The organism is Nonomuraea sp. NPDC048901, assembly GCF_040649695.1.
Classification (GTDB): Bacteria; Actinomycetota; Actinomycetes; order Streptosporangiales; family Streptosporangiaceae; genus Nonomuraea.
This window is the reverse complement of the sequence record NZ_JBEZFW010000005.1, coordinates 198,563-216,016: the sequence shown is the minus strand read 5'-3', so window position 1 is coordinate 216,016 and position 17,454 is coordinate 198,563. Positions and strand designations below refer to the sequence as shown.

At 70.4% G+C, this 17,454-nt stretch carries 18 protein-coding genes; 7 read left to right on the top strand and 11 right to left on the bottom strand.

Annotated features, from left to right (window positions below; all coding sequences use genetic code 11):
• Nucleotide 1: 1 nt before the first annotated feature.
• Genes pucL through uraD form a run of 3 tightly spaced genes read right to left on the bottom strand, consistent with a single transcriptional unit; the run spans nucleotide 2 to nucleotide 1,662 of the window.
• A complete protein-coding gene (gene pucL, locus AB0C30_RS18665) occupies nucleotides 2-874 on the bottom strand; it encodes a factor-independent urate hydroxylase (protein ID WP_357945131.1) in 873 nt (290 codons plus the stop codon).
• Between the two features lie 3 nt (nucleotides 875-877).
• Complete coding sequence (uraH, locus tag AB0C30_RS18660; protein WP_357641973.1) at nucleotides 878-1,180, bottom strand: hydroxyisourate hydrolase; 303 nt, start codon at nucleotides 1,178-1,180, stop codon at nucleotides 878-880.
• Nucleotides 1,177-1,662, bottom strand: a complete 486-nt coding sequence (uraD, locus tag AB0C30_RS18655) for a 2-oxo-4-hydroxy-4-carboxy-5-ureidoimidazoline decarboxylase (RefSeq protein ID WP_357945128.1) — start codon at nucleotides 1,660-1,662, stop codon at nucleotides 1,177-1,179. The genes uraH and uraD overlap by 4 nt, the downstream gene beginning before the upstream one ends.
• 155 nt (nucleotides 1,663-1,817) lie before the next feature.
• Here uraD and AB0C30_RS18650 point away from each other — a divergent pair, with 155 nt between their 5' ends.
• Complete coding sequence (locus tag AB0C30_RS18650; protein WP_357945126.1) at nucleotides 1,818-2,660, top strand: deoxyribonuclease IV; 843 nt, start codon at nucleotides 1,818-1,820, stop codon at nucleotides 2,658-2,660.
• A 589-nt stretch (nucleotides 2,661-3,249) separates the two neighbouring features.
• On the opposite strand, the gene AB0C30_RS18645 is transcribed toward AB0C30_RS18650, so the two are convergent.
• From AB0C30_RS18645 to AB0C30_RS18635, 3 genes are all read right to left on the bottom strand, one after another.
• Nucleotides 3,250-3,990, bottom strand: a complete 741-nt coding sequence (locus AB0C30_RS18645) for a LytTR family DNA-binding domain-containing protein (protein WP_357946337.1) — start codon at nucleotides 3,988-3,990, stop codon at nucleotides 3,250-3,252.
• A 66-nt stretch (nucleotides 3,991-4,056) separates the two neighbouring features.
• Nucleotides 4,057-5,229 (bottom strand): histidine kinase, encoded by a 1,173-nt coding sequence (locus AB0C30_RS18640; RefSeq protein ID WP_357945123.1) that lies wholly within the window; start codon nucleotides 5,227-5,229, stop codon nucleotides 4,057-4,059.
• Between the two features lie 44 nt (nucleotides 5,230-5,273).
• Nucleotides 5,274-5,870: a sulfite oxidase-like oxidoreductase gene (locus AB0C30_RS18635; protein ID WP_357945120.1), complete on the bottom strand. Its 597-nt coding sequence runs from the start codon at nucleotides 5,868-5,870 to the stop codon at nucleotides 5,274-5,276.
• 257 nt (nucleotides 5,871-6,127) lie between these two features.
• Between AB0C30_RS18635 and aroF the strand changes: the two genes are divergently transcribed.
• Nucleotides 6,128-7,159: a 3-deoxy-7-phosphoheptulonate synthase gene (gene aroF / locus AB0C30_RS18630; RefSeq protein WP_357945117.1), complete on the top strand. Its 1,032-nt coding sequence runs from the start codon at nucleotides 6,128-6,130 to the stop codon at nucleotides 7,157-7,159.
• Between the two features lie 112 nt (nucleotides 7,160-7,271).
• Nucleotides 7,272-7,562 (top strand): YiaA/YiaB family inner membrane protein, encoded by a 291-nt coding sequence (locus tag AB0C30_RS18625; RefSeq protein WP_357945114.1) that lies wholly within the window; start codon nucleotides 7,272-7,274, stop codon nucleotides 7,560-7,562.
• A 201-nt stretch (nucleotides 7,563-7,763) separates the two neighbouring features.
• Here AB0C30_RS18625 and thiI read toward each other — a convergent pair whose 3' ends face one another.
• From thiI to AB0C30_RS18610, 3 genes are all read right to left on the bottom strand, one after another.
• Entirely contained in the window at nucleotides 7,764-8,960 is a 1,197-nt protein-coding gene (gene thiI, locus AB0C30_RS18620) for a tRNA uracil 4-sulfurtransferase ThiI (RefSeq protein ID WP_357945112.1), read from the bottom strand.
• A 58-nt stretch (nucleotides 8,961-9,018) separates the two neighbouring features.
• Complete coding sequence (locus AB0C30_RS18615; RefSeq protein ID WP_357945109.1) at nucleotides 9,019-9,660, bottom strand: response regulator transcription factor; 642 nt, start codon at nucleotides 9,658-9,660, stop codon at nucleotides 9,019-9,021.
• A gap of 240 nt (nucleotides 9,661-9,900) precedes the next feature.
• Entirely contained in the window at nucleotides 9,901-11,001 is a 1,101-nt protein-coding gene (locus AB0C30_RS18610; protein ID WP_357945106.1) for a DUF5931 domain-containing protein, read from the bottom strand.
• A gap of 113 nt (nucleotides 11,002-11,114) precedes the next feature.
• Here AB0C30_RS18610 and AB0C30_RS18605 point away from each other — a divergent pair, with 113 nt between their 5' ends.
• Both AB0C30_RS18605 and AB0C30_RS18600 read left to right on the top strand, forming a co-directional pair.
• Nucleotides 11,115-12,143 (top strand): MHYT domain-containing protein, encoded by a 1,029-nt coding sequence (locus tag AB0C30_RS18605; RefSeq protein ID WP_357945103.1) that lies wholly within the window; start codon nucleotides 11,115-11,117, stop codon nucleotides 12,141-12,143.
• Between the two features lie 62 nt (nucleotides 12,144-12,205).
• Complete coding sequence (locus tag AB0C30_RS18600) at nucleotides 12,206-13,060, top strand: MHYT domain-containing protein (protein ID WP_357945100.1); 855 nt, start codon at nucleotides 12,206-12,208, stop codon at nucleotides 13,058-13,060.
• Nucleotides 13,061-13,195: 135 nt separating this feature from the next.
• Here AB0C30_RS18600 and AB0C30_RS18595 read toward each other — a convergent pair whose 3' ends face one another.
• Entirely contained in the window at nucleotides 13,196-14,221 is a 1,026-nt protein-coding gene (locus tag AB0C30_RS18595) for a 6-phosphofructokinase (RefSeq protein ID WP_357945098.1), read from the bottom strand.
• Between the two features lie 78 nt (nucleotides 14,222-14,299).
• Here AB0C30_RS18595 and AB0C30_RS18590 point away from each other — a divergent pair, with 78 nt between their 5' ends.
• Nucleotides 14,300-14,902, top strand: coding sequence for an IS607 family transposase (locus AB0C30_RS18590; RefSeq protein WP_357945096.1), 603 nt, complete (start codon nucleotides 14,300-14,302; stop codon nucleotides 14,900-14,902).
• Between the two features lie 361 nt (nucleotides 14,903-15,263).
• On the top strand, nucleotides 15,264-15,992 hold the full coding sequence (locus AB0C30_RS18585; protein WP_357945093.1) for a Clp protease N-terminal domain-containing protein: 729 nt from the start codon (nucleotides 15,264-15,266) through the stop codon (nucleotides 15,990-15,992).
• Here the strand turns inward: AB0C30_RS18585 and AB0C30_RS18580 are convergent.
• A complete protein-coding gene (locus tag AB0C30_RS18580; RefSeq protein WP_357945091.1) occupies nucleotides 15,989-17,347 on the bottom strand; it encodes a N,N-dimethylformamidase beta subunit family domain-containing protein in 1,359 nt (452 codons plus the stop codon). The genes AB0C30_RS18585 and AB0C30_RS18580 overlap by 4 nt on opposite strands.
• Nucleotides 17,348-17,454: the final 107 nt, after the last annotated feature.

The window sequence follows — 17,454 nt, the reverse complement described above, 5'->3', positions numbered from 1 at the left end:
TCTACTCCCAGGCGAATGCGGCGTCAGGGGCGTCCTCGCGCAGTACGCCGCCCTCGATCAGGCCATAGGGGCGGTCGGCCGCGAAGTAGACCTCGTTGTCGTTGTCCAGGCCGAACGGCGAGAGGTCCACCAGGAAGTGGTGCTTGTTCGGCATCGCGAACCTGATCTCGCAGACCTCGCCTCGGGTGTCCAGTACCCGTTTTCCCATCGCGTACAGCGTCTGCTGCAGGGACAGGCTGTGCGTGTCGGCGAACGCCTCGAGCAGGCAGCGCCGTACCTCCTCGTACGACTTGCCGTACGCGGACCCTTCTGAAGCGTGGCGCCACCGGGCGGCGACGGCGGTGGCGAGGACCCGGTCGGTGGTCGGCGGCAGCGTGGTGTACTCGTCCTGGATGTAGCCGTGGAACTCCGAGCCCGTCGAGTTGAGCACGACCAGGTCCTTCAGCCCGGAGACCACGGTGGTGCGGCCGTCCCGGTCATGGTGGACGACGCAGGTGCGCACCTCGCCACCCTTGCGCGCGAACGAGTGCGGCCGGTCGCCGCCGATCCGCTCCCAGGCGTACTCCTCGATCTCCACCCTGGCGTGGTGGATCGACGGCTGTGCCGCGACGTAGTGCCTGGCCAGCAGCAGCGCGAACTCCTCGATCTGGTCGACGCCGTGCTTCTTGGCGAAGGCGTAGACGGTGTTCTTCTGCGAGTCGGTCGGCAGCACGGTGGCGTTGTCGCCGGTCAGGTGGACGGCCTCCATGTCGCCGGAGAGCGAGGAGCTGACGCTCAGGTCCTTGAGGTGGTGGACGTCGCCCTCCCGGACGACGCGGACGAGCCTGGTCTCCGCCTTGCCGTAGCGGTTGGGGCCCAGGATGACGTCGGGCACGTTCTAGCTCCCTCGGTAGGTGGAGTAGGCGAACGGGCTGAGCAGCAGCGGCACGTGATAGTGCGCGGCCGGGTCCGTCACGGTGAAGGTGATGACGACCTCGGGGTAGAACGTGTCGGCCAGGTACGCGCCGGTGTCGAAGACCACCCGGTGGACGCCGGCGCCGGGGTTCCAGCCCTTGATCCGGCCGTCGGCGTCGGTGCGGCCGTCGGCCACGACCTCGCCCTCGTACTCCAGCCGTACGGCCACTCCGGCGGCGGGGCGGCCGGTGACGGCGTTCAGGACGTGCGTGGAGAAGCTCATCAGGACCCCTCCAGCAGCTTGACCAGCCGCAGCCTGGTGATCTTGGCCAGCTCGTCGCGAACGGTGGCGCGTTCGGTCTCCTCGTCGTGGAGCAGGCGTTCGCGCAGCCTGGCCAGCATCTCCGCGCCTGTCAGGCCGGTGGCGCAGATCAGGTAGACGTGGCCGAAACGGTCCTCGTACGCCCGGTTGCCCTCGGCCAGCTCGGCGCGCGTGTCGTCCGCCACGCCCGACTGCTCCTGCCTGGACCAGGCGCTCTGGGCGCGCTCCCCGATCCTGGGGTGGGCGCTGAGCGCTTCGAGTACGTCGGGCCAGGCCAGGCCGCGCACGGCCGCGTCCGCGGCGTCGGCGAGCCGGTCCGGGTCACTGTAGGGGCGCCGGGCCGCGACGGACCTGGCGAAGGCGCGGGAGGCGCAGCAGGCGAGCAGCTCCGCCTCGATGTCCTCCCGGGCGTTGAACCCGGCCAGACCGGTGAGCGTGTTGGGCATAGCAGCAGTACACACACCCGCCTGGTGCCCGGTCCATCCGCAAGAACTCTCAAGTGGCCCAGCGGTTGGCTAGGACTTTTCGTGTCATGCTCCAAGCTCGCCGCATATCCCACTCGGCCGGCCCGCTCCGCCACCCGCCTAAACTGGTAGCCATCATGACCCCAACCTCTCTCATCGGCGGGCACGTCTCCGTCGCGGGCGGCCTGGCGACGGGCGGTCTCGCGTACATGGCCGAGATCGGCGCCGAGATGATCCAGGTGTTCGTCACCAACCCGCGCGCCTGGGCGCTCACGCCGGGCAAGCCCGAACAGGACGCCGCGCTGGCCGCGTCGGGTGTCGATACCTTCGTGCATGTGCCCTACCTGGCCAACTTCGGCTCGCCCAACCCCGAGACGGTGGCCGGCACCATCGCGCTCGTCCGCTACACGCTGCGCCGCGGCGCCGAGGTCGGCGCCAAGGGAGTCGTGGTGCACACGGGCTCGGCGGTGACGCAGCCACGCGACGACGCGATGCGCCAGCTGCGCGAGCACCTGTTGCCGCTGCTCGACGAGATCCCCGAGGGCGGCCCCGACCTGCTGCTGGAGCCGATGGCGGGCCAGGGGGCGATGCTCTGCGCCACGGTGCAGGATCTGGAGCCCTACCTGGCGGCGCTCGACTGGCACCCGCGGGCCAACATCTGCCTCGACACCTGCCACGCGTTCTCGGCCGGGCACGACCTGGTCGCGGCGAGCGGGGTCAAGGAGACGTTCGACGCGCTGCACGCGATCGCGCCGGGGCGGCTGAAGCTGATCCACGCCAACGACTCCAAGGACGTGTGCGGCTCGAAGAAGGACCGCCACGAGAACATCGGCGCGGGGCACATCGGCGCCCAGCCGTTCGCCGACCTGATGCGGCACCCGGCCGTGGCGGGCGTCCCGATCTGCATCGAGACGCCGGGGAAGGCCGACAAGCACCGCGAGGACATCGCCACCCTCAAGAAGCTCCGCGACGAGCCGTGATCTCCGGCCTGCTCGGTTGAGTCGGGCCTTGACGCACGTGTCGGGACGCCCGCTCTCGCGATCCGGCCACCCCCGTAAGCCGGATCGCGGTCCTTTCCGCGGCCACAGCGGGCGTCCCACACGTGCTCGGCAGGCGGGCCCTGCCCCCCGGTAGAGGGCCCGACAGCCGTGGTGACCTGCGCGGTCACCGGAGGATCCGACGCATCAGACTAATCAGCGAGCCATTCGGCTCGTCCCCCCCGATGCGCCGGGTGGCTTCCGATGCGCAAACACTACGGTCGCGATCTTGCGGGCGAACCCCCGTTTACGGACAGCTCGTCGAACGGTCTGTAGTCATCGCCATACGGAGCGTACGGGTACGACGAACGGCGGTTCCCGCACGACGAGCGGTCACTTCCGCGGCCCCGCGATCCCGGACACGACGGCCGTCCGGACGCCACAGAGCCACCCGACCCAGTGTGACCAGGGAACTCGCCACCATCACGGAGAAATCGCCCGGCGCGCCGAACCGCGCGGGCGGCCGTTCACACTCCCCGCGTTCACGCCCACCCCACCCGGGAAACGGGCGGCACAACGGGTCGGCGACGGGTCAGGAAATGGCGCCGCGATGCTGGCGGACCAGCTGCTCGCGCACCTGGCGGCTGTGCCGCCTGCTCACCTGGAGCGTCTGGGTGCCGACGGTCAGCATCACCCTGCCGCCCTCGAACCTGAGCTCGCTCACGTGCCTGGCGGAGACGAGAGTGCTGCGGTGCACCCGGATGAACCCGGCGTCGGCCCAGCGCCGCTCCAGCGCCGCCAGGGACATGCGTACGAGGTAGCTGCCGTCGACCGTGTGCAGGCGTACGTAGTCGCCCTTCGCCTCGGCGTACCAGACCGCCTGCTGCGGGACGAACCTGGTGATCCCGCTCAGCTCAACCGGGATCACGTCGTCGAGGGCCGGCTCGGCGGGCGGCGCCACGGCCACCTCCAGCCTGCGCACCGCCTCGGCCAGCCGCTCGGCCCGGACCGGTTTCAGCAGGTAGTCGACGGCCTCCAGCTCGAACGCCCGCACCGCGCAGTCCTCGTGCGCCGTGACGAACACCAGCCTGGGCGGGCTGGGGAATCCGCCGACGAGCTTGGCCAGGTCGAGCCCGTCGATGCCGGGCATCCGGATGTCGAGGAACACCCCGTCGAGCCGCTCGCCGGTCCCGATCATCTGGACCATCTCCTGCAGGGCCGCGACGCCGTCGCTCGCGGTCGTGACCCGTTCCACTCTGGCATCCTTGCGCAGCAAGTAGGCCAGTTCTTCCAAAGCGGGCACCTCATCGTCGACGGCCAGCACGCGCAGCATGACCACCACGCTGCCTTAATAACGCTGAGGTCACAACCCACTTGCGCACGCAGCGCGAATAATTGACTACAGAGAGCTGAGGCGCGTCTTGGGCACGCGCAGCCGCACGGTGGTGCCCGAACCCAGCGCCGTCTCCACCACCAGCCCGTAGCCGTCGCCGTAGATCTGGCGCATCCGCACGTCCACGTTGGCCAGGCCGATGCCGTTGCCCTCGCGCCTCGGGTCGTCGTCAAGCACCCGCCTGACGTGCTCCGGATCCATGCCGGTGCCGTCGTCCTCGACCGTGATGTGCGCCTCCGGCCCGGCGTCGCGGGCCACCACGCGGACCTGCCCGACGCCGCCGCGGCTGCCCATGCCGTGCTTGATCGCGTTCTCCACCAGCGGTTGCAGGCACAGGAACGGCACCGGCACCGGCAGCACCTCCGGCGCCACCTGCACGCTGAAGCGCAGCCTGTCGCCGAAGCGCGCCCGCTCCAGCAGCAGGTAGCGGTCGACGCAGGTCAGTTCGTCGGCCAGGGTGGTGAAGTCGTGCGCCCGGCGCAGCGCGTACCGGGCGAAGTCGGCGAAGTCCAGCAGCAGCTCCCGGGCCCGCGCCGGATCGGTGCGGACGAAGGAGGCGATCGTGGTCAGCGCGTTGTAGATGAAGTGCGGCGAGATCTGCGCCCGCAGGGCGCGCATCTCCGCCTCCAGCGCGCGCCGCCGCGAGGTGTCGAGCTCGGCCAGCTCCAGCTGGCCCGACACCCACCGGCCGACCTCGGTGACGGTACGCACCAGCGCCGCGCTCACCTCCTGGTCGAAGGCCGCCAGCGTGCCGACGAGCTTGCCGTCGACGAGCAGCGGCACCACGACCGCGCCGTACGGCTCCCCGGCGAACACCTGCGGCCGCCCGGACGCCAGCGCGGTGCGGGCGTAGGTGAGCACCTCGTCGGTGCACGGGCCGTCCCAGGCCAGCGCCGCCTCGGTCGAGGTGATCGCGACGGCGTAGGTGCCGAGCAGGGCGTGCAGATGGCGTACGGCCTTGCGGGCCGAGTCGCGGTTCAGCCCGGCGCGCAGCGAGGGGGCCGCCAGGGCCGCGATGTGCAGCGCCGTGTACGTCGCCTCGTCCCTCCAGTCGCCCGGGGGCGGCCCGGCCGGATCGGACGGCTCGCGCGGCTCCCGGCGTCCCCGCGGCACCAGGGCGACGACGTAGCCGAGGACGAAGGTCAGGCAGGACAGCACCACGTACGCGGTGGTCGACATGCGGGCAACCGTAGCCAACAACGGACCGTGTTCGGGCGGAAACCCTACGGAGGGCCCTCGCCGGGTTCTTCCTGGTAGGAGTAGCGTTGCTCGCGCCAGGGATCGGCCACGTTGTGGTAGCCGCGTTCCTCCCAGAAGCCTCGGCGATCTTCGAGGAGATACTCGATGGCCCGCACCCATTTGACGCTTTTCCAGGCGTACAGATGGGGCACGACGGCGCGTACGGGGAAGCCCCGCTCGGCGCTGATCGGCTTGTCGTCCAGCTCCATGGCGAACAGCGTGTCCGAGGCGGTGAAGTCGGACATCCGGAGATTGGCGCTGTAGCCGTACTCGGCCCAGATCATCACGTGCCGCACGCCCGGGTCGGGCGGGGCCGCCGCGACGATCGTCGCCGGGCTGACGCCCCGCCACTCGTTGCCCATGATCGAGAACTTGGTGACGCAGTGGAAATCCGCGATGACGCCGGTGCGGGGCAGGCTCTCGAACTCCGGCCAGGTGAAGCGGTGTTCCTCGCCCGAGGCGGTGGCTCCGAAGACGCGGAAGTCCCAGCTCTCGGGCCGGAACTGCGGCACCCTGCCGTAGTGGATCACCGGCCGGCCGCGCGGGACGTACTGGCCCGGAGGCAGCCGCGATTCCTCCACGTACACTCCCCTCGCCGGTTTCCGTGGTCTTGGGCCATCCTGCCATCGGCCTGTGTCTGCCTCGCGCCCGGGTGCGGTGCGCTACGATGGCGACTATGCGTAAAGCGTTCGTGTTTTGGTATGGCGACGGACCCGTGTCCGTTCGCCACCTGACGCTGCGCTAGCAGACAGGCGAACGAAAGGCCCCGGGTCCACATGGACCCGGGGCCTTTCGGCGTTTCCAGGGCTTTTTCCGTGCTTGATCAAAGGAGCAGCAGATGGTGATCGTGATGGGCCAGGAGGCAACCGGGGATGACATCGCGTCGATCGTCGCGGTCGTCCAGGCGGCCGGGGTAGAGGCGTTCGTGAGCAGGGGTGTACGGCGCACGATCGTCGGGCTGGTGGGCGATGTGACCCAGCTCGACGAGGCGAGCCTGCGGGGCATGCCGGGGGTGCGTGACGTGATGCGGGTGAGCACCCCGTACAAGCTGGTGAGCAGGGAGAACCATCCCGAACGCTCCACGGTCCATGTGGGCGGCGTGCCGATCGGCCCCGGCACCGTGACGCTGATCGCGGGGCCGTGCGCGGTGGAGACGCCCCAGCAGACGCTGGAGGCGGCCAGGATGGCCATGGCGGCGGGCGCGACCCTGCTGCGCGGCGGCGCCTTCAAGCCCCGCACCTCGCCGTACGCCTTCCAGGGGCTGGGCGAGCAGGGCCTGCGCATCCTCGCCGACGTGCGCGAGGAGACGGGGTTGCCGATCGTCACCGAGGTGGTCGACGCGCAGGACGTCGCCCTGGTCGCCTCGTACGCGGACATGCTGCAGGTCGGCACCCGCAACGCGCAGAACTTCGCGCTGCTGCAGGCGGTCGGCGCGGCGGGCCGGCCGGTCATGCTCAAGCGCGGCATGAGCTCGACGATCGAGGAGTGGCTGATGGCCGCCGAGTACATCGCCCAGCGCGGCAACCTCGACATCGTGCTGTGTGAGCGCGGTATCCGGACGTTCGAGACCGCCACGCGCAACACCCTCGACGTCTCGGCCGTGCCGGTGGCGCAGCGGCTGTCGCACCTGCCGGTGATCGTCGACCCGTCGCACTCGGGCGGCCAGCGTGGCCTGGTGCTGCCGCTGACGCGCGCGGCGATCGCCGTGGGCGCCGACGGCGTCATCATCGACGTGCACCCGCATCCCGAGCAGGCGATCGTCGACGGGCCGCAGGCGCTGGTCGACACCGATCTGGGCGAGCTGGCCCAGGTCATGCGGGACTTCCCGCCGCTGCTCGGCAAGACCGCCGCCGCCGCGCTGACGGTCTGATCCGCCTGGGATGAGTACGGCCGGCACCACGCGCCCGGTCGGCCGTACTCATGAGTAACTTGAGTACGTAACCCCATGTGCCGACATGTCGCCCAGCCTGATGATGGTCGGCATGACGAAGCCCATCCAACCCACCCAGACCACCGCCTACTACGTCCAGGCCATCCTGTCGTTCGGGGTCTCCGTGTCGTCCGTGGTGCTCGCCCTGGTCTACCTCCCGGCCTCCGGGTGGATCAGGGCCTTCCTCGCCCTGGGCGTCCTGTACGTCATCACCTCGACCATTACGCTCAGCAAGGTCGTACGCGACCGTCAGGAGCTGTCGGGGGTCAGCACCCGCGTCGACCAGGCCCGCCTGGACAAGCTGCTCGCCGAGCACGACCCGTTCAGGGTGGACGCGTCCTGACCGTGCTTATTTGCCGCACTCCGTGCGGCGGGCTCGGTCGCCCAATGCCGCCGTCTTCCCCCGTCGCTCTGGTCGCTACGCTCCCGGCGCTCCTCCTCCAGACGACGGCGCTCCCTCGCCGGGCTGGGTGGCCCTCTCAAGCCTGAGGCCGGGCCGCCCAGCGGAATGGTCCCCCACGAGCGGCCCGGCCTCAGGCCGAGCTCAGAGCTTGTATTCCTGGATCGAGTCGGCGAGCTGGACGGCCAGCTCCTCGGCGTCCAGCCGCTTCTCGATCTGCTTGAGGTCCTCGATCTTCGCGCGCGTCTCGGCCCGCTTGGGGGCCAGCAGCGTGCAGCAGTCCTCGTCGGGCAGCTCGGAGATCTCCAGCGTGCCGATGCGCCGGGCCTCGGCCATGATCTCCGTCTTGTCCCAGCCCACCAGGGGGCGCAGGATCGGCAGCTCGACCGCGTGGTCCTGGGCCGTGATGTTGGTCAGCGTCTGGGAGGAGACCTGGCCGAGGGCGTCACCGGTGATCAGCGCGGCGGCGCGGATGCGATGCGCGACCTCCTCGGCCGTCTTGAGCATGAGCCGGCGCTGGGCGATCACCGCGAGCCGGTCCTGGCCGGAGGTGCGGATCGACTGCTGGGCCTTGCCGAACGGCACCACCCACAGCCGCGACCGGCCCTGGAACCGGTCGAGCTTCCTGACCAGCGCGTACGCCTTGTAGATCGACTCGGACGTGGTGAACGGGATGCCGGAGAAGTGCAGGAAGTCGACATGCAGGCCGCGGCGCATCATCCGGTAGGCGGCCACCGGCGAGTCGATGCCGCCCGACATGAGCACCAGCGCCCGGCCGCTGCTGCCGACCGGCAGGCCGCCCTGGCCGGGGATGCCGCCGGTGAAGACGAACACCTCGTCCTTGTCGACCTCGATGGAGACGGTCAGCTCCGGGTTCTTCAGGTTGACGGGCAGGCCGTACTCGTCGTTGATGGCGCCGCCGACCAGCCGGTCGAGCTCGTTGGAGCGCAGCGGGAAACGCTTGTCGCGGCGGCGGGAGCGCACCGCGAACGAGGCGCCGCGCTTGACCTCCTCGCGCTCGGACACCAGCTCCAGGCTCGCCTTGAGCACGGCGTCGGGGTCCTTGGCGACCCGCCAGGCCGAGTGGATCCAGACCAGGCCGGGCACGTCGGCGACCCGCTTGGCCACGGTCTCGGACTGTTCGGCCGTGGCGCCGTCGGGCAGGAAGATCGCGATGACGCCGTGCCGCTTGCGCACGTCGAGCTTGAGGCCGAGCTCCTTGACGGCTTCGCGGATGTTGTCGACCAGGCGGCGTTCGAAAATGTCGCGGTTCTTACCTTTGAGGACGATCTCGCCCAGCTTGAGCAGAACGCACGGCTCGCCCAGGGCGGACATCGACATGGCAGAACCTCCGGGAGTGATGGGGACGTGCCGAGGCCAACGCCTCGACCCACCGAGTTTAGTCCGCGTCGAGCCCCCGCTCGATCGCATATCGCACCAGTTCTACCCGGTTGTGGAGCTGGAGCTTCTGAAGCGTGTTCTGGACGTGGTTCTGTACGGTCCGGTGCGAGAGCACGAGCCGGTCGGCGATCTGCCGGTAGGACAGGCCCTTGGCGACCAGCCGCAGCACCTCGGTCTCCCGCTCGGTCAGCCGGGGCCCCTCGGCCGGCGCGGACTGGGCGGCGAGCCGCCGGTACTCCCCCAGCACGAGCCCGGCCAGACCCGGCGTGAACACGGCGTCGCCGTCCGCGGTCCGCCGTACGGCGTCGAGGAACTCCTCCCGGCTCGCCGACTTCACCAGATACCCAGAAGCGCCCGCCTTGACCGCGTCCAGCACGTCGTCCTGCTCGGCACTGGCCGACAACACCAGCACCCGCGGCGGCACCGGCATCCCGGCCAGCCCTTCGGCCACCTCCGCCCCCGACATGTCGGGCAACCGCAGATCGAGCACCACCACCTCGGGCAGCACCGCCCCGGCCACACGAAGCGCCTGACGCCCCTCACCCACGGCGGCGACCACCTCGTAGCCCGCCTCGGCCAGATCCCTGGCAACCCCGTCGCGCCACATCGGATGGTCATCCACCACCATCACCCGCACCATGGCCGCCACTCTAGGGTCGCGACGCCGACCCGTCTCCTTCCACTCCCGAAGGGACATCCCCACAGAGCCCCCAGCCACCCTCTTTGGCCCCCCGGCGCCCACCCTTGGGACCCCAGCCACGACGGCCGCCCTCTTCCGCTCCCCCGAAGGGCGTACCCCACCCAAAGGACCCCCGCCACCCACAGACCGTCACAGGGACCGAGACAGCCGCGTGACGAACCACCCCGGGAAAACCCTCCCCTAGGCCGGGACCGTCAGCTCGATCTCCGTGCCCTCCCCCGGAACGCTGGTGATCGAGACCTTCCCGCCAAGACCCTCGATGCGCCCACGGATGGACTGGGAGACACCCAGGCGACCGGCCGCCGCGGCCTCCTCCAACCGGCCGGCCGGAATCCCCGGCCCCTCGTCGCGGACGCTGACCGTCACCGTGCCGTCCCCCGACTCGGCGAACACCCACGCCCGCGCCGAGGCCCCGCAGTGCGCACGGACGTTGGCCAGCGCCGCCCCGACGGCCGCCGCCGTCTGCTCCGCCACCGGCCCCGGCAGCGCCAGGGGCGTCGCCGGGGTCGAGACCGTCACGTACGCCGAGCCGTACCGCATGAGCAACGCCCGCAGATCCGCCACCCCAGCAGGCGGGGAGGCGGGCCGGATGAACAGCGAGCGCAGGGCCGATTCCTGCTCCCCGGCGAGCCGGCCCAGCTCCGCCGCCTCGCCGCCCAGCTCCTGGCCGCGGCGCCGGACCAGCGCCAGTACCTGCAGGACCGAGTCGTGCACGTCCCGCGCCAGCCGATCGCGTTCGCGCTGCGCCGCCTCCATCTCGACGGCCCGTTGCATGCGTTCCTCCGCCCGCTTGGCCAGCCGCGCCACGTGCCCGACCACCACGCCCGTCATGAACAGCAGCACCGCGCCGTTGATCAGGACGGGCGCGTCGGGCCCGTGGATCCGCAGCCACAGGTCCGCCGCCGCCACGACGGCCGCGGCCACCGTGCCGAGCCGCCGTCCCCCGTGCACCGCCCAGGCCAGCACCGGGCCCGCGATCCAGGTGGCCGGAACCGGCATGGTGCCCTCACCGGGCTGCTGGGCGCCCTGCACGTACGGCGAAGCCAGCAGGCAGGCCACGGCCACCAGCAGATCGAGCACGAGCAGCGGCCATCGGCGCAGCGCCTCGACGGAGTACGCGAAGATCGCCGCCGCCGTCCACAGCCCCATGACGCCGATCACCAGCCACCCCGTGAGCGGCTCCGCGTAGCCGCGGTGCTGCGCCATCAACACCGCCGCGTAGAGCAGCGAGGCGACGCGGAAGACCGCGATCGCGCGCCAGAACGGCCTCTCGATACCCATGAGCCCTTCTCACGTTCCGACATTACAGGTTGACAGATAGTCGAGATATCTATGTGAATCGGACAGGCCAGCTGGCACAATCCGGTGACCCCTAATGCAAGGAAACTGACTGAATGTCCGCTGTTAACCATTTCACCCACGGCCCGCTCACGCCGCTCCTCGCGTACGTGATGTCGTGCATAGGGTCGATGCTCGGACTGCGGCTGACCGCCCAGGCGCACGCCTCGCGAGGCGCCTCGCGGATCCGGTGGCTCATCGGGGCGGCCATCTCCATCGGCGGCACCGGCATCTGGGTCATGCACTTCATCGGCATGATGGGCTTCGAGGTCGAAGGCACCCAGATCAAGTACGACGTGCCGTTGACGGTCGCCTCCGCCGTGGTGGCCATCGTGGTCGTCGGCACCGGCCTGTTCCTGGTCTCGTACGGCGGCGGCCGGCTGCTCGCCCTGCTCGGCGGCGGCCTGCTGACCGGCCTGGGCGTGGCAAGCATGCACTACCTCGGCATGTACGCGATGAACATGTCCGCGCACGTCTCCTATGACCGAAAAGTGGTGGCCGCCTCCGTCGCGATCGCCGTGATCGCCGCGACCGTGGCCCTGTGGTTCACGATGCGGGTCAAGCGCCCCGTCTGGATCGCCGGCGCGGCGCTGGTCATGGGCGTGGCCGTCTCGGGCATGCACTACACCGGCATGTACGCGATGCTCGTCACGGTCGACCCCGAGCCCAGCGCCGTGCCGGGCGCCGACGCCCTCGACTTCCTCGTACCGCTCATGACCGTGATCAGCCTGATCACGCTGACCATGCTGCTCATGGTCATCCTGTCGCCGTCGGAGGAGGAGCTGCACGAGGACGCCGAGCTGGTCGCCCGGCTGGAGCTGCGCCGGCGTGCCAGCCAGCAGCCGCAGCCCTACCCCGCGCCCATTCCCCTTCACCCGCGGCCCGCCCAGCAGCAGTCCGCCCAGCGGCAACCCGTCCAACAGCAGCCCGCCCAGCAACGGCCCGTTCAGCCGCGGCCCGCTCGGCCGCAACCCGTCTTCGGCGCCCCCGTCCCCGAGCCGCAACCGATCTTGGGCGCGCCTACATCCCCGCAGCAGCAGGGGTTCCCGGAAGATTCGCCACGTTCCAAAATTAGACGGAGGTAGTTGCAAAATCACCTGAGCCCTGCTCATACTCCCTTATTCACCTCTAAGGGACGTGTGCGCCTATGTCGCCGATTGATCACTTCTCCTATGGGCCTCTGACCCTTCTTGTCGCCTACGGCATGTCCAGCATCGGGTCCATGCTCGGCCTGCTGCTGACCTCGCGGGCCCGGCTGGTCAGCGCCAGGGAGGCCCGATACTGGCTGGCGGGCGCGGCGGTGGCCATCGGCGGCACCGGCATCTGGACGATGCACTTCATCGCCATGCTGGGCTTCTCGGTGCAGGGCACGGTGATCCGCTACGACATGCCGCTCACCGCGGCCTCGGCGCTGCTCGCGGTCGTGGTGGTCGGCGCCGGGCTGTTCGTGGTCTGGCGCGGCGGTGAGCGCGCCTCGTACCTGCTCGGCGGCGGTGTCCTGACGGGCATCGGCGTGGCCGGCATGCACTACCTGGGCATGTACGCGATGAACATGGCGGGGGACGTCACCTACGACCCGCTGTTCGTGGCGCTGTCGGTGGTCATCGCGATCGTCGCGGCCACCGTCGCGCTCTGGTTCACCCTGCGGGTCCGCGGCGCGCTGAAGATCGGCGGCGCGGCGCTGGTCATGGGCGTCGCGGTGACCGGCATGCACTACACGGGGATGTACGGGATGTCGGTGCACGCGCACAGCCCGGCGGGGCCGGTCACCGGCGCGAAGGCCATCGACTTCCTGCTGCCGCTGATCGTGGGGCTCAGCGTGATCACCATGGGGCTGCTGCTCACCGTCATGCTCTCGCCCTCGGAGAAGGAACTGCACCGGGAGGCGGAGTTTCGTGCCCGGCTGGAGGGACGCACCCCGCCGCAGCCACAGGGCGGTGCCCGGGTGGCACAAAACGGGGGCGCGCCGGATGTGGATCTCTTCGGCACGCCCCGTTCTTGAGCTATGTCATAGGTACGGCTTGCGGCGCGTGGTGGGCCGCCGACTCGCCGCGGCGCAAGCCGTACCCTGAGGGGGTTGTAGCGGTAACCCCGCCGATACAGAAGCTACGGCCACCCGCTTGCAACCCGCTTTCAATCAGCCGAAGAACACCTCGGCCTCCGCGTAGCGCGACACCGGCACCGTCTTGAGCTCGGCCGTCGCCACGTCGAGCCCGACCCGGACTATGTCGGTGCCGCGCAGCGCCACCATGATCCCGTAGTCGCCCTCGTGCACCGCGTCGATCGCCTGCAGCCCGAACCTGGTGGCCAGGACCCGGTCGTAGGCCGTCGGGGTGCCGCCGCGCTGGATGTGGCCGAGCACGGTGGTGCGGGCCTCCTTGCCGGTGCGCTTCTCGATCTCCTTGGCCAGCACCTCGCCGATGCCGCCGAGCCGTACGTGGCCGAACGCGTCGAGCTCGCCGGCCTGCAGCGCGATCTGACCCTCGATCGGGTGCGCGCCCTCGGCGACCACGAGGATCGGCGAGTAGCGGGTACGGAAGCGCGACTCGACGTACTCGCAGACGCGGTCGATGTCGAACGGCCGCTCGGGGATCAGGATGACGTTGGCGCCGCCCGCCATGCCCGCGTGCAGCGCGATCCAGCCCGCGTGCCGGCCCATGACCTCGCAGATGAGCGCCCGGTGGTGGGACTCGGCGGTGGTGTGCAGGCGGTCGATGGCCTCCGTCGCGATGTTGACGGCGGTGTCGAAGCCGAAGGTGTAGTCGGTGCCCGACAGGTCGTTGTCGATCGTCTTGGGCACGCCGACGACCTTGACGTCGCGCTCGAAGAGTTGCCTGGCGACGCCGAGGGTGTCCTCGCCGCCGATGGCGATCAGCGCGTCGACGCCGGTGGCCGCCAGGTTCTCCTTGATGCGGTCGACGCCCCCCTCGATCTTGATGGGGTTGGTACGCGAGGAGCCGAGAATCGTGCCACCCCGCGGAAGGATGCCCCGTACGGCCTGGATGTCCAACGGCATCGTGTCGCCTTCGAGCGGGCCGCGCCAGCCGTCACGGAACCCGACGAACTCGTGACCGTAGACGCTCACCCCCTTCCGCACTACCGCCCTGATCACCGCGTTGAGTCCGGGACAGTCGCCGCCTCCGGTGAGCACTCCGATTCGCATGACGGGTTCCTCCTATGGGTTTCTTGCCGTTAGTGAAAACATCAGCTCTTCTCAGTCTTCGTCTGAGATTGTCGATATGTGAAGCTCTCGGAGTGGGCGCGGCGGAACGGCGTGCATTACCAGACCGCCTGGCAGTGGGCGCGAGACGGGAAGATGCCCGTCCCGGTGGTCAAGACCGCCACCGGTAGGTACATGGTCCTCGATCGGACGGCCGAGGTCACGGGCCGGACGGTCGCGTACTGCAGGGTGTCCGGCACCGACCAGCTGGCCGAGCTCGATCGGCAGGCGGTCCGCGTGGTCCGCGCGGCCACCGCGATGGGCCTGACGGTCACCGAGGTCGTCGGCGAGGTCGGCTCGGGCATGGACGGCGACCGGCCGAAGCTGGCCCGTCTGCTGCGCGACGCGTCCGTGGGCGTGATCGTGGTCGAGCGCCGTGACCGGCTCGCCCGGTTCGGGCTGGAGCAGCTGTCGGCCGCGCTGGAGGCCACCGGCCGCCGGATCGTGGTCACCGACGAAACGGAGGCCGGCGAGTCGGGCGCCGTCCCGGGCGCCCGGGTCGACGACGAGCTGTTGCGTGACATGGCGGAGGTCCTCACCTCGCTCTGCGCCCGGTTGTACGGCCGGCGCTCGGCCGCCCGCAGGGCCAGGGCCGCGCTCCGGGCCGCCTTCGAGGCAGCGTGAGGCGGCGCATGTCCCCGGCGAGCGAGGCGCATGCCGATGGAGCCGGCACGAGGATCACTAAGATTCTCCGAACGGTTTCACGACCTGGACCGTAATTCTGCCCGTCCACGCGGGCAGTGGTCTAGACCAAACGCGAGCGTAGCGAGCGAAACCCCTCTCCGGGAGGCGATTTCGTGAGTGTGTCGGCCATGGGCAGGCTCCCGGCGGCGGGGAGATCTCAGCCGAACAGGCGTTGGAGCCATCCGGCCAGCACCGAACCGATGGCGTCGGCCGCACCGCACACCACGCCATGCATGAATTGACGACCCCAGATCGTCAACCATAGGTTGACGGTTAGGCATCGTCAACCTATGGTTGACCCATGGACCAGACCGTGCGTCTCGACGACCTCATCAACGCGATCAAGAGCCGTCACCCCGACGGCGACCCCCTGGGCCAGCTCTCCGACGCCGTGACGTTGGGCGAGCACCTGGGCGAGGTGGCCGACCACCTCATCGGCCACTTCGTCGACCGGGCCCGGCACTCCGGCGCCTCCTGGACCGAGATCGGCCGCAGCATGGGCGTGACCAAGCAGGCCGCCCAGAAGCGGTTCGTCCCCAAGGAGGGAGGGCTGGCCGAAGAGCTCCGCGCCTACGCCCGCTACACCAACCGGGCGCGCTCGGTCATTGTGCAGTCCGAGCAGGCGGCCATCAGGGCGGGCAGCGAGTACATCGAGCCCGAGCACCTCGTGCTCGGGCTGCTGAGCGAGCCGGAAGCGCTCGCGGCCAAGGCCATGGTGACGCTCGGCGCGCCGCTGGAGCGGGTCGAGGAGGTCATGACGGCCATGCTCGCCCCGCCGAGTGAGAACGCGCCCGACAAGCCGCCCTACGCCCCGCAGAGCAAGAAGGCCCTGGAGCTGACGCTGCGCGAGGCTCTGCGGCTCGGCCACAACTTCATCGGCACCGAGCACATCCTGCTCGGCGTGCTGTCGCTCGGCGAGGGGACGGCCGTGGCCGCGCTCGACGGGCTCGGCGTGACCAAGGAGGGTGCCGAGCCCGAGATCCAGCGGATGCTCGCCGAGATCCTGCGCGGGCGCGAGGGGAAGGCTTAGGGCGCCCCGGCCGGACCCTGGGCGAACCTGGTCAGGATGTTGCGCGTCGCGCGGCGGGTGAAGGGGGCGGCTGCCTTGGTGACCCCGTGGCCGCACCGCCTTCCCCGCATCCCGCACACCCAGCGCATCGTGCCGGAGGCGAACACCCCGGCCCCTCCCGGGGCGGTGTAGTAGGTGCTGTCGGAGGACGTCGCCCGGCCGCCGCAGTCGACCGGCGAATGGGCCAGCACCTTGATGTTCTCGGGCGAGCCGTCGGACACCTTGTCGGTCTCGACGCCGGCCAGGCCGGGGAAGCGCCTGCCCCGGGTGCCCTCGAAGATCCAGTGGCCGGGTCTGCGCAGCACGTAGGCGGCCTCGGCGGGGAAGCAGTCGTACTCCTGCCCGACCAGCGCGCTCTCCGGCGCGGACGCGCGCCAGAGCGGGCACTGGCTCTCCTTGTCGCACATGATCATCCGGCCGTACAGCCCGATGCGCCAGTAGACGGCGTTGGCGCCGAGGAAGGCCAGGTTCGTGCCGGCGTCGCGGGCTTTGGTGACGGCGGCGCGCATGCCGGGCGACCAGTACTCGTCATGCCCCAGGGACACCACGGCCCTGGCTCCATCGAGGACGCCGGGGCGCAGGTCCAGGCTGGTCAGGTAGGCCAGCGGCACGCCGCTGCGCTCGGCCAGTTCGATCGCGGACAGCTCGAAGTCGAGGAAGAGCCGCGCGCCCGAGGTGTCGTAGGGCCGGTCGAAGGTCACCTTGCGCGAGCGGTCGTCGAACCCGCCCGGACCCTGGTAGAGGCTGCGGCCGCCCCACAGGTTGTACGCCTGCCAGGTGGTCACCGCGTTGACCAGCACCACCCGCCCCTGCGTCGAGGCCGAACGTACGGTGATCGGCACGTAGCGCTGGCCGCCGCTGGAGGCGTCCAGGCGTACCAGGTAGGCGCCCTCCCGCCAGCCGGTCGTGTCGACGGTGAGCGAGGGCTTCCAGTGGGCGGCCGTGACCATGCCCTCCACCGTCTGGGGCGGCGCCTGACGTACCCCGGGAAGCGGGCCGGAGTGCCACACCTCCGCCGGGTGGGCGCCCACGCGGAAGGCGTGCGCGGTGAAGCGCGGCGCGGTCGTGGAGACGCGCATCCGGAACCGCTCGCCGGGCAGCACGCTGACGCGGTCGGCGTATCCCTCGATCTCGTGCTCCGCCCCGCGCTCGGTGATGCGCCAGCGCACCGGCCGAGCGGCCGGGACCTCAGCGGGGGCGGGCGCGGCGGCTTCGGGCGCCGAAGCGGGCGGGGCGGGCGGGTGGGCCGGGGCGGCGGGGGTGGTGCTGGCACACGCGGACACCAGCAGGATCAGGACGATCAAGGACTTGCGCACAGCGCACCATGGTCACGCTCGCCCGCCCACCGGACCGGCGACTTGGGGAAGTCCTTACGCCCGCAGCACGCAAGCAGGCCCCGGACGCGCAAGGACCTTTACGTCGG

Coding starts and splice junctions, on each gene's coding strand:
- uraD (WP_357945128.1), bottom strand. CDS start 1,662: ATGCCCAACACGCTCACCGGTCTGGCCGGGTTCAACGCCCGGGAGGAC.
- AB0C30_RS18650 (WP_357945126.1), top strand. CDS start 1,818: ATGACCCCAACCTCTCTCATCGGCGGGCACGTCTCCGTCGCGGGCGGC.
- AB0C30_RS18645 (WP_357946337.1), bottom strand. CDS start 3,990: ATGCTGCGCGTGCTGGCCGTCGACGATGAGGTGCCCGCTTTGGAAGAA.
- AB0C30_RS18640 (WP_357945123.1), bottom strand. CDS start 5,229: ATGTCGACCACCGCGTACGTGGTGCTGTCCTGCCTGACCTTCGTCCTC.
- aroF (WP_357945117.1), top strand. CDS start 6,128: ATGGTGATCGTGATGGGCCAGGAGGCAACCGGGGATGACATCGCGTCG.
- AB0C30_RS18625 (WP_357945114.1), top strand. CDS start 7,272: ATGACGAAGCCCATCCAACCCACCCAGACCACCGCCTACTACGTCCAG.
- thiI (WP_357945112.1), bottom strand. CDS start 8,960: ATGTCGATGTCCGCCCTGGGCGAGCCGTGCGTTCTGCTCAAGCTGGGC.
- AB0C30_RS18615 (WP_357945109.1), bottom strand. CDS start 9,660: ATGGTGCGGGTGATGGTGGTGGATGACCATCCGATGTGGCGCGACGGG.
- AB0C30_RS18610 (WP_357945106.1), bottom strand. CDS start 11,001: ATGGGTATCGAGAGGCCGTTCTGGCGCGCGATCGCGGTCTTCCGCGTC.
- AB0C30_RS18605 (WP_357945103.1), top strand. CDS start 11,115: ATGTCCGCTGTTAACCATTTCACCCACGGCCCGCTCACGCCGCTCCTC.
- AB0C30_RS18600 (WP_357945100.1), top strand. CDS start 12,206: ATGTCGCCGATTGATCACTTCTCCTATGGGCCTCTGACCCTTCTTGTC.
- AB0C30_RS18595 (WP_357945098.1), bottom strand. CDS start 14,221: ATGCGAATCGGAGTGCTCACCGGAGGCGGCGACTGTCCCGGACTCAAC.
- AB0C30_RS18585 (WP_357945093.1), top strand. CDS start 15,264: ATGGACCAGACCGTGCGTCTCGACGACCTCATCAACGCGATCAAGAGC.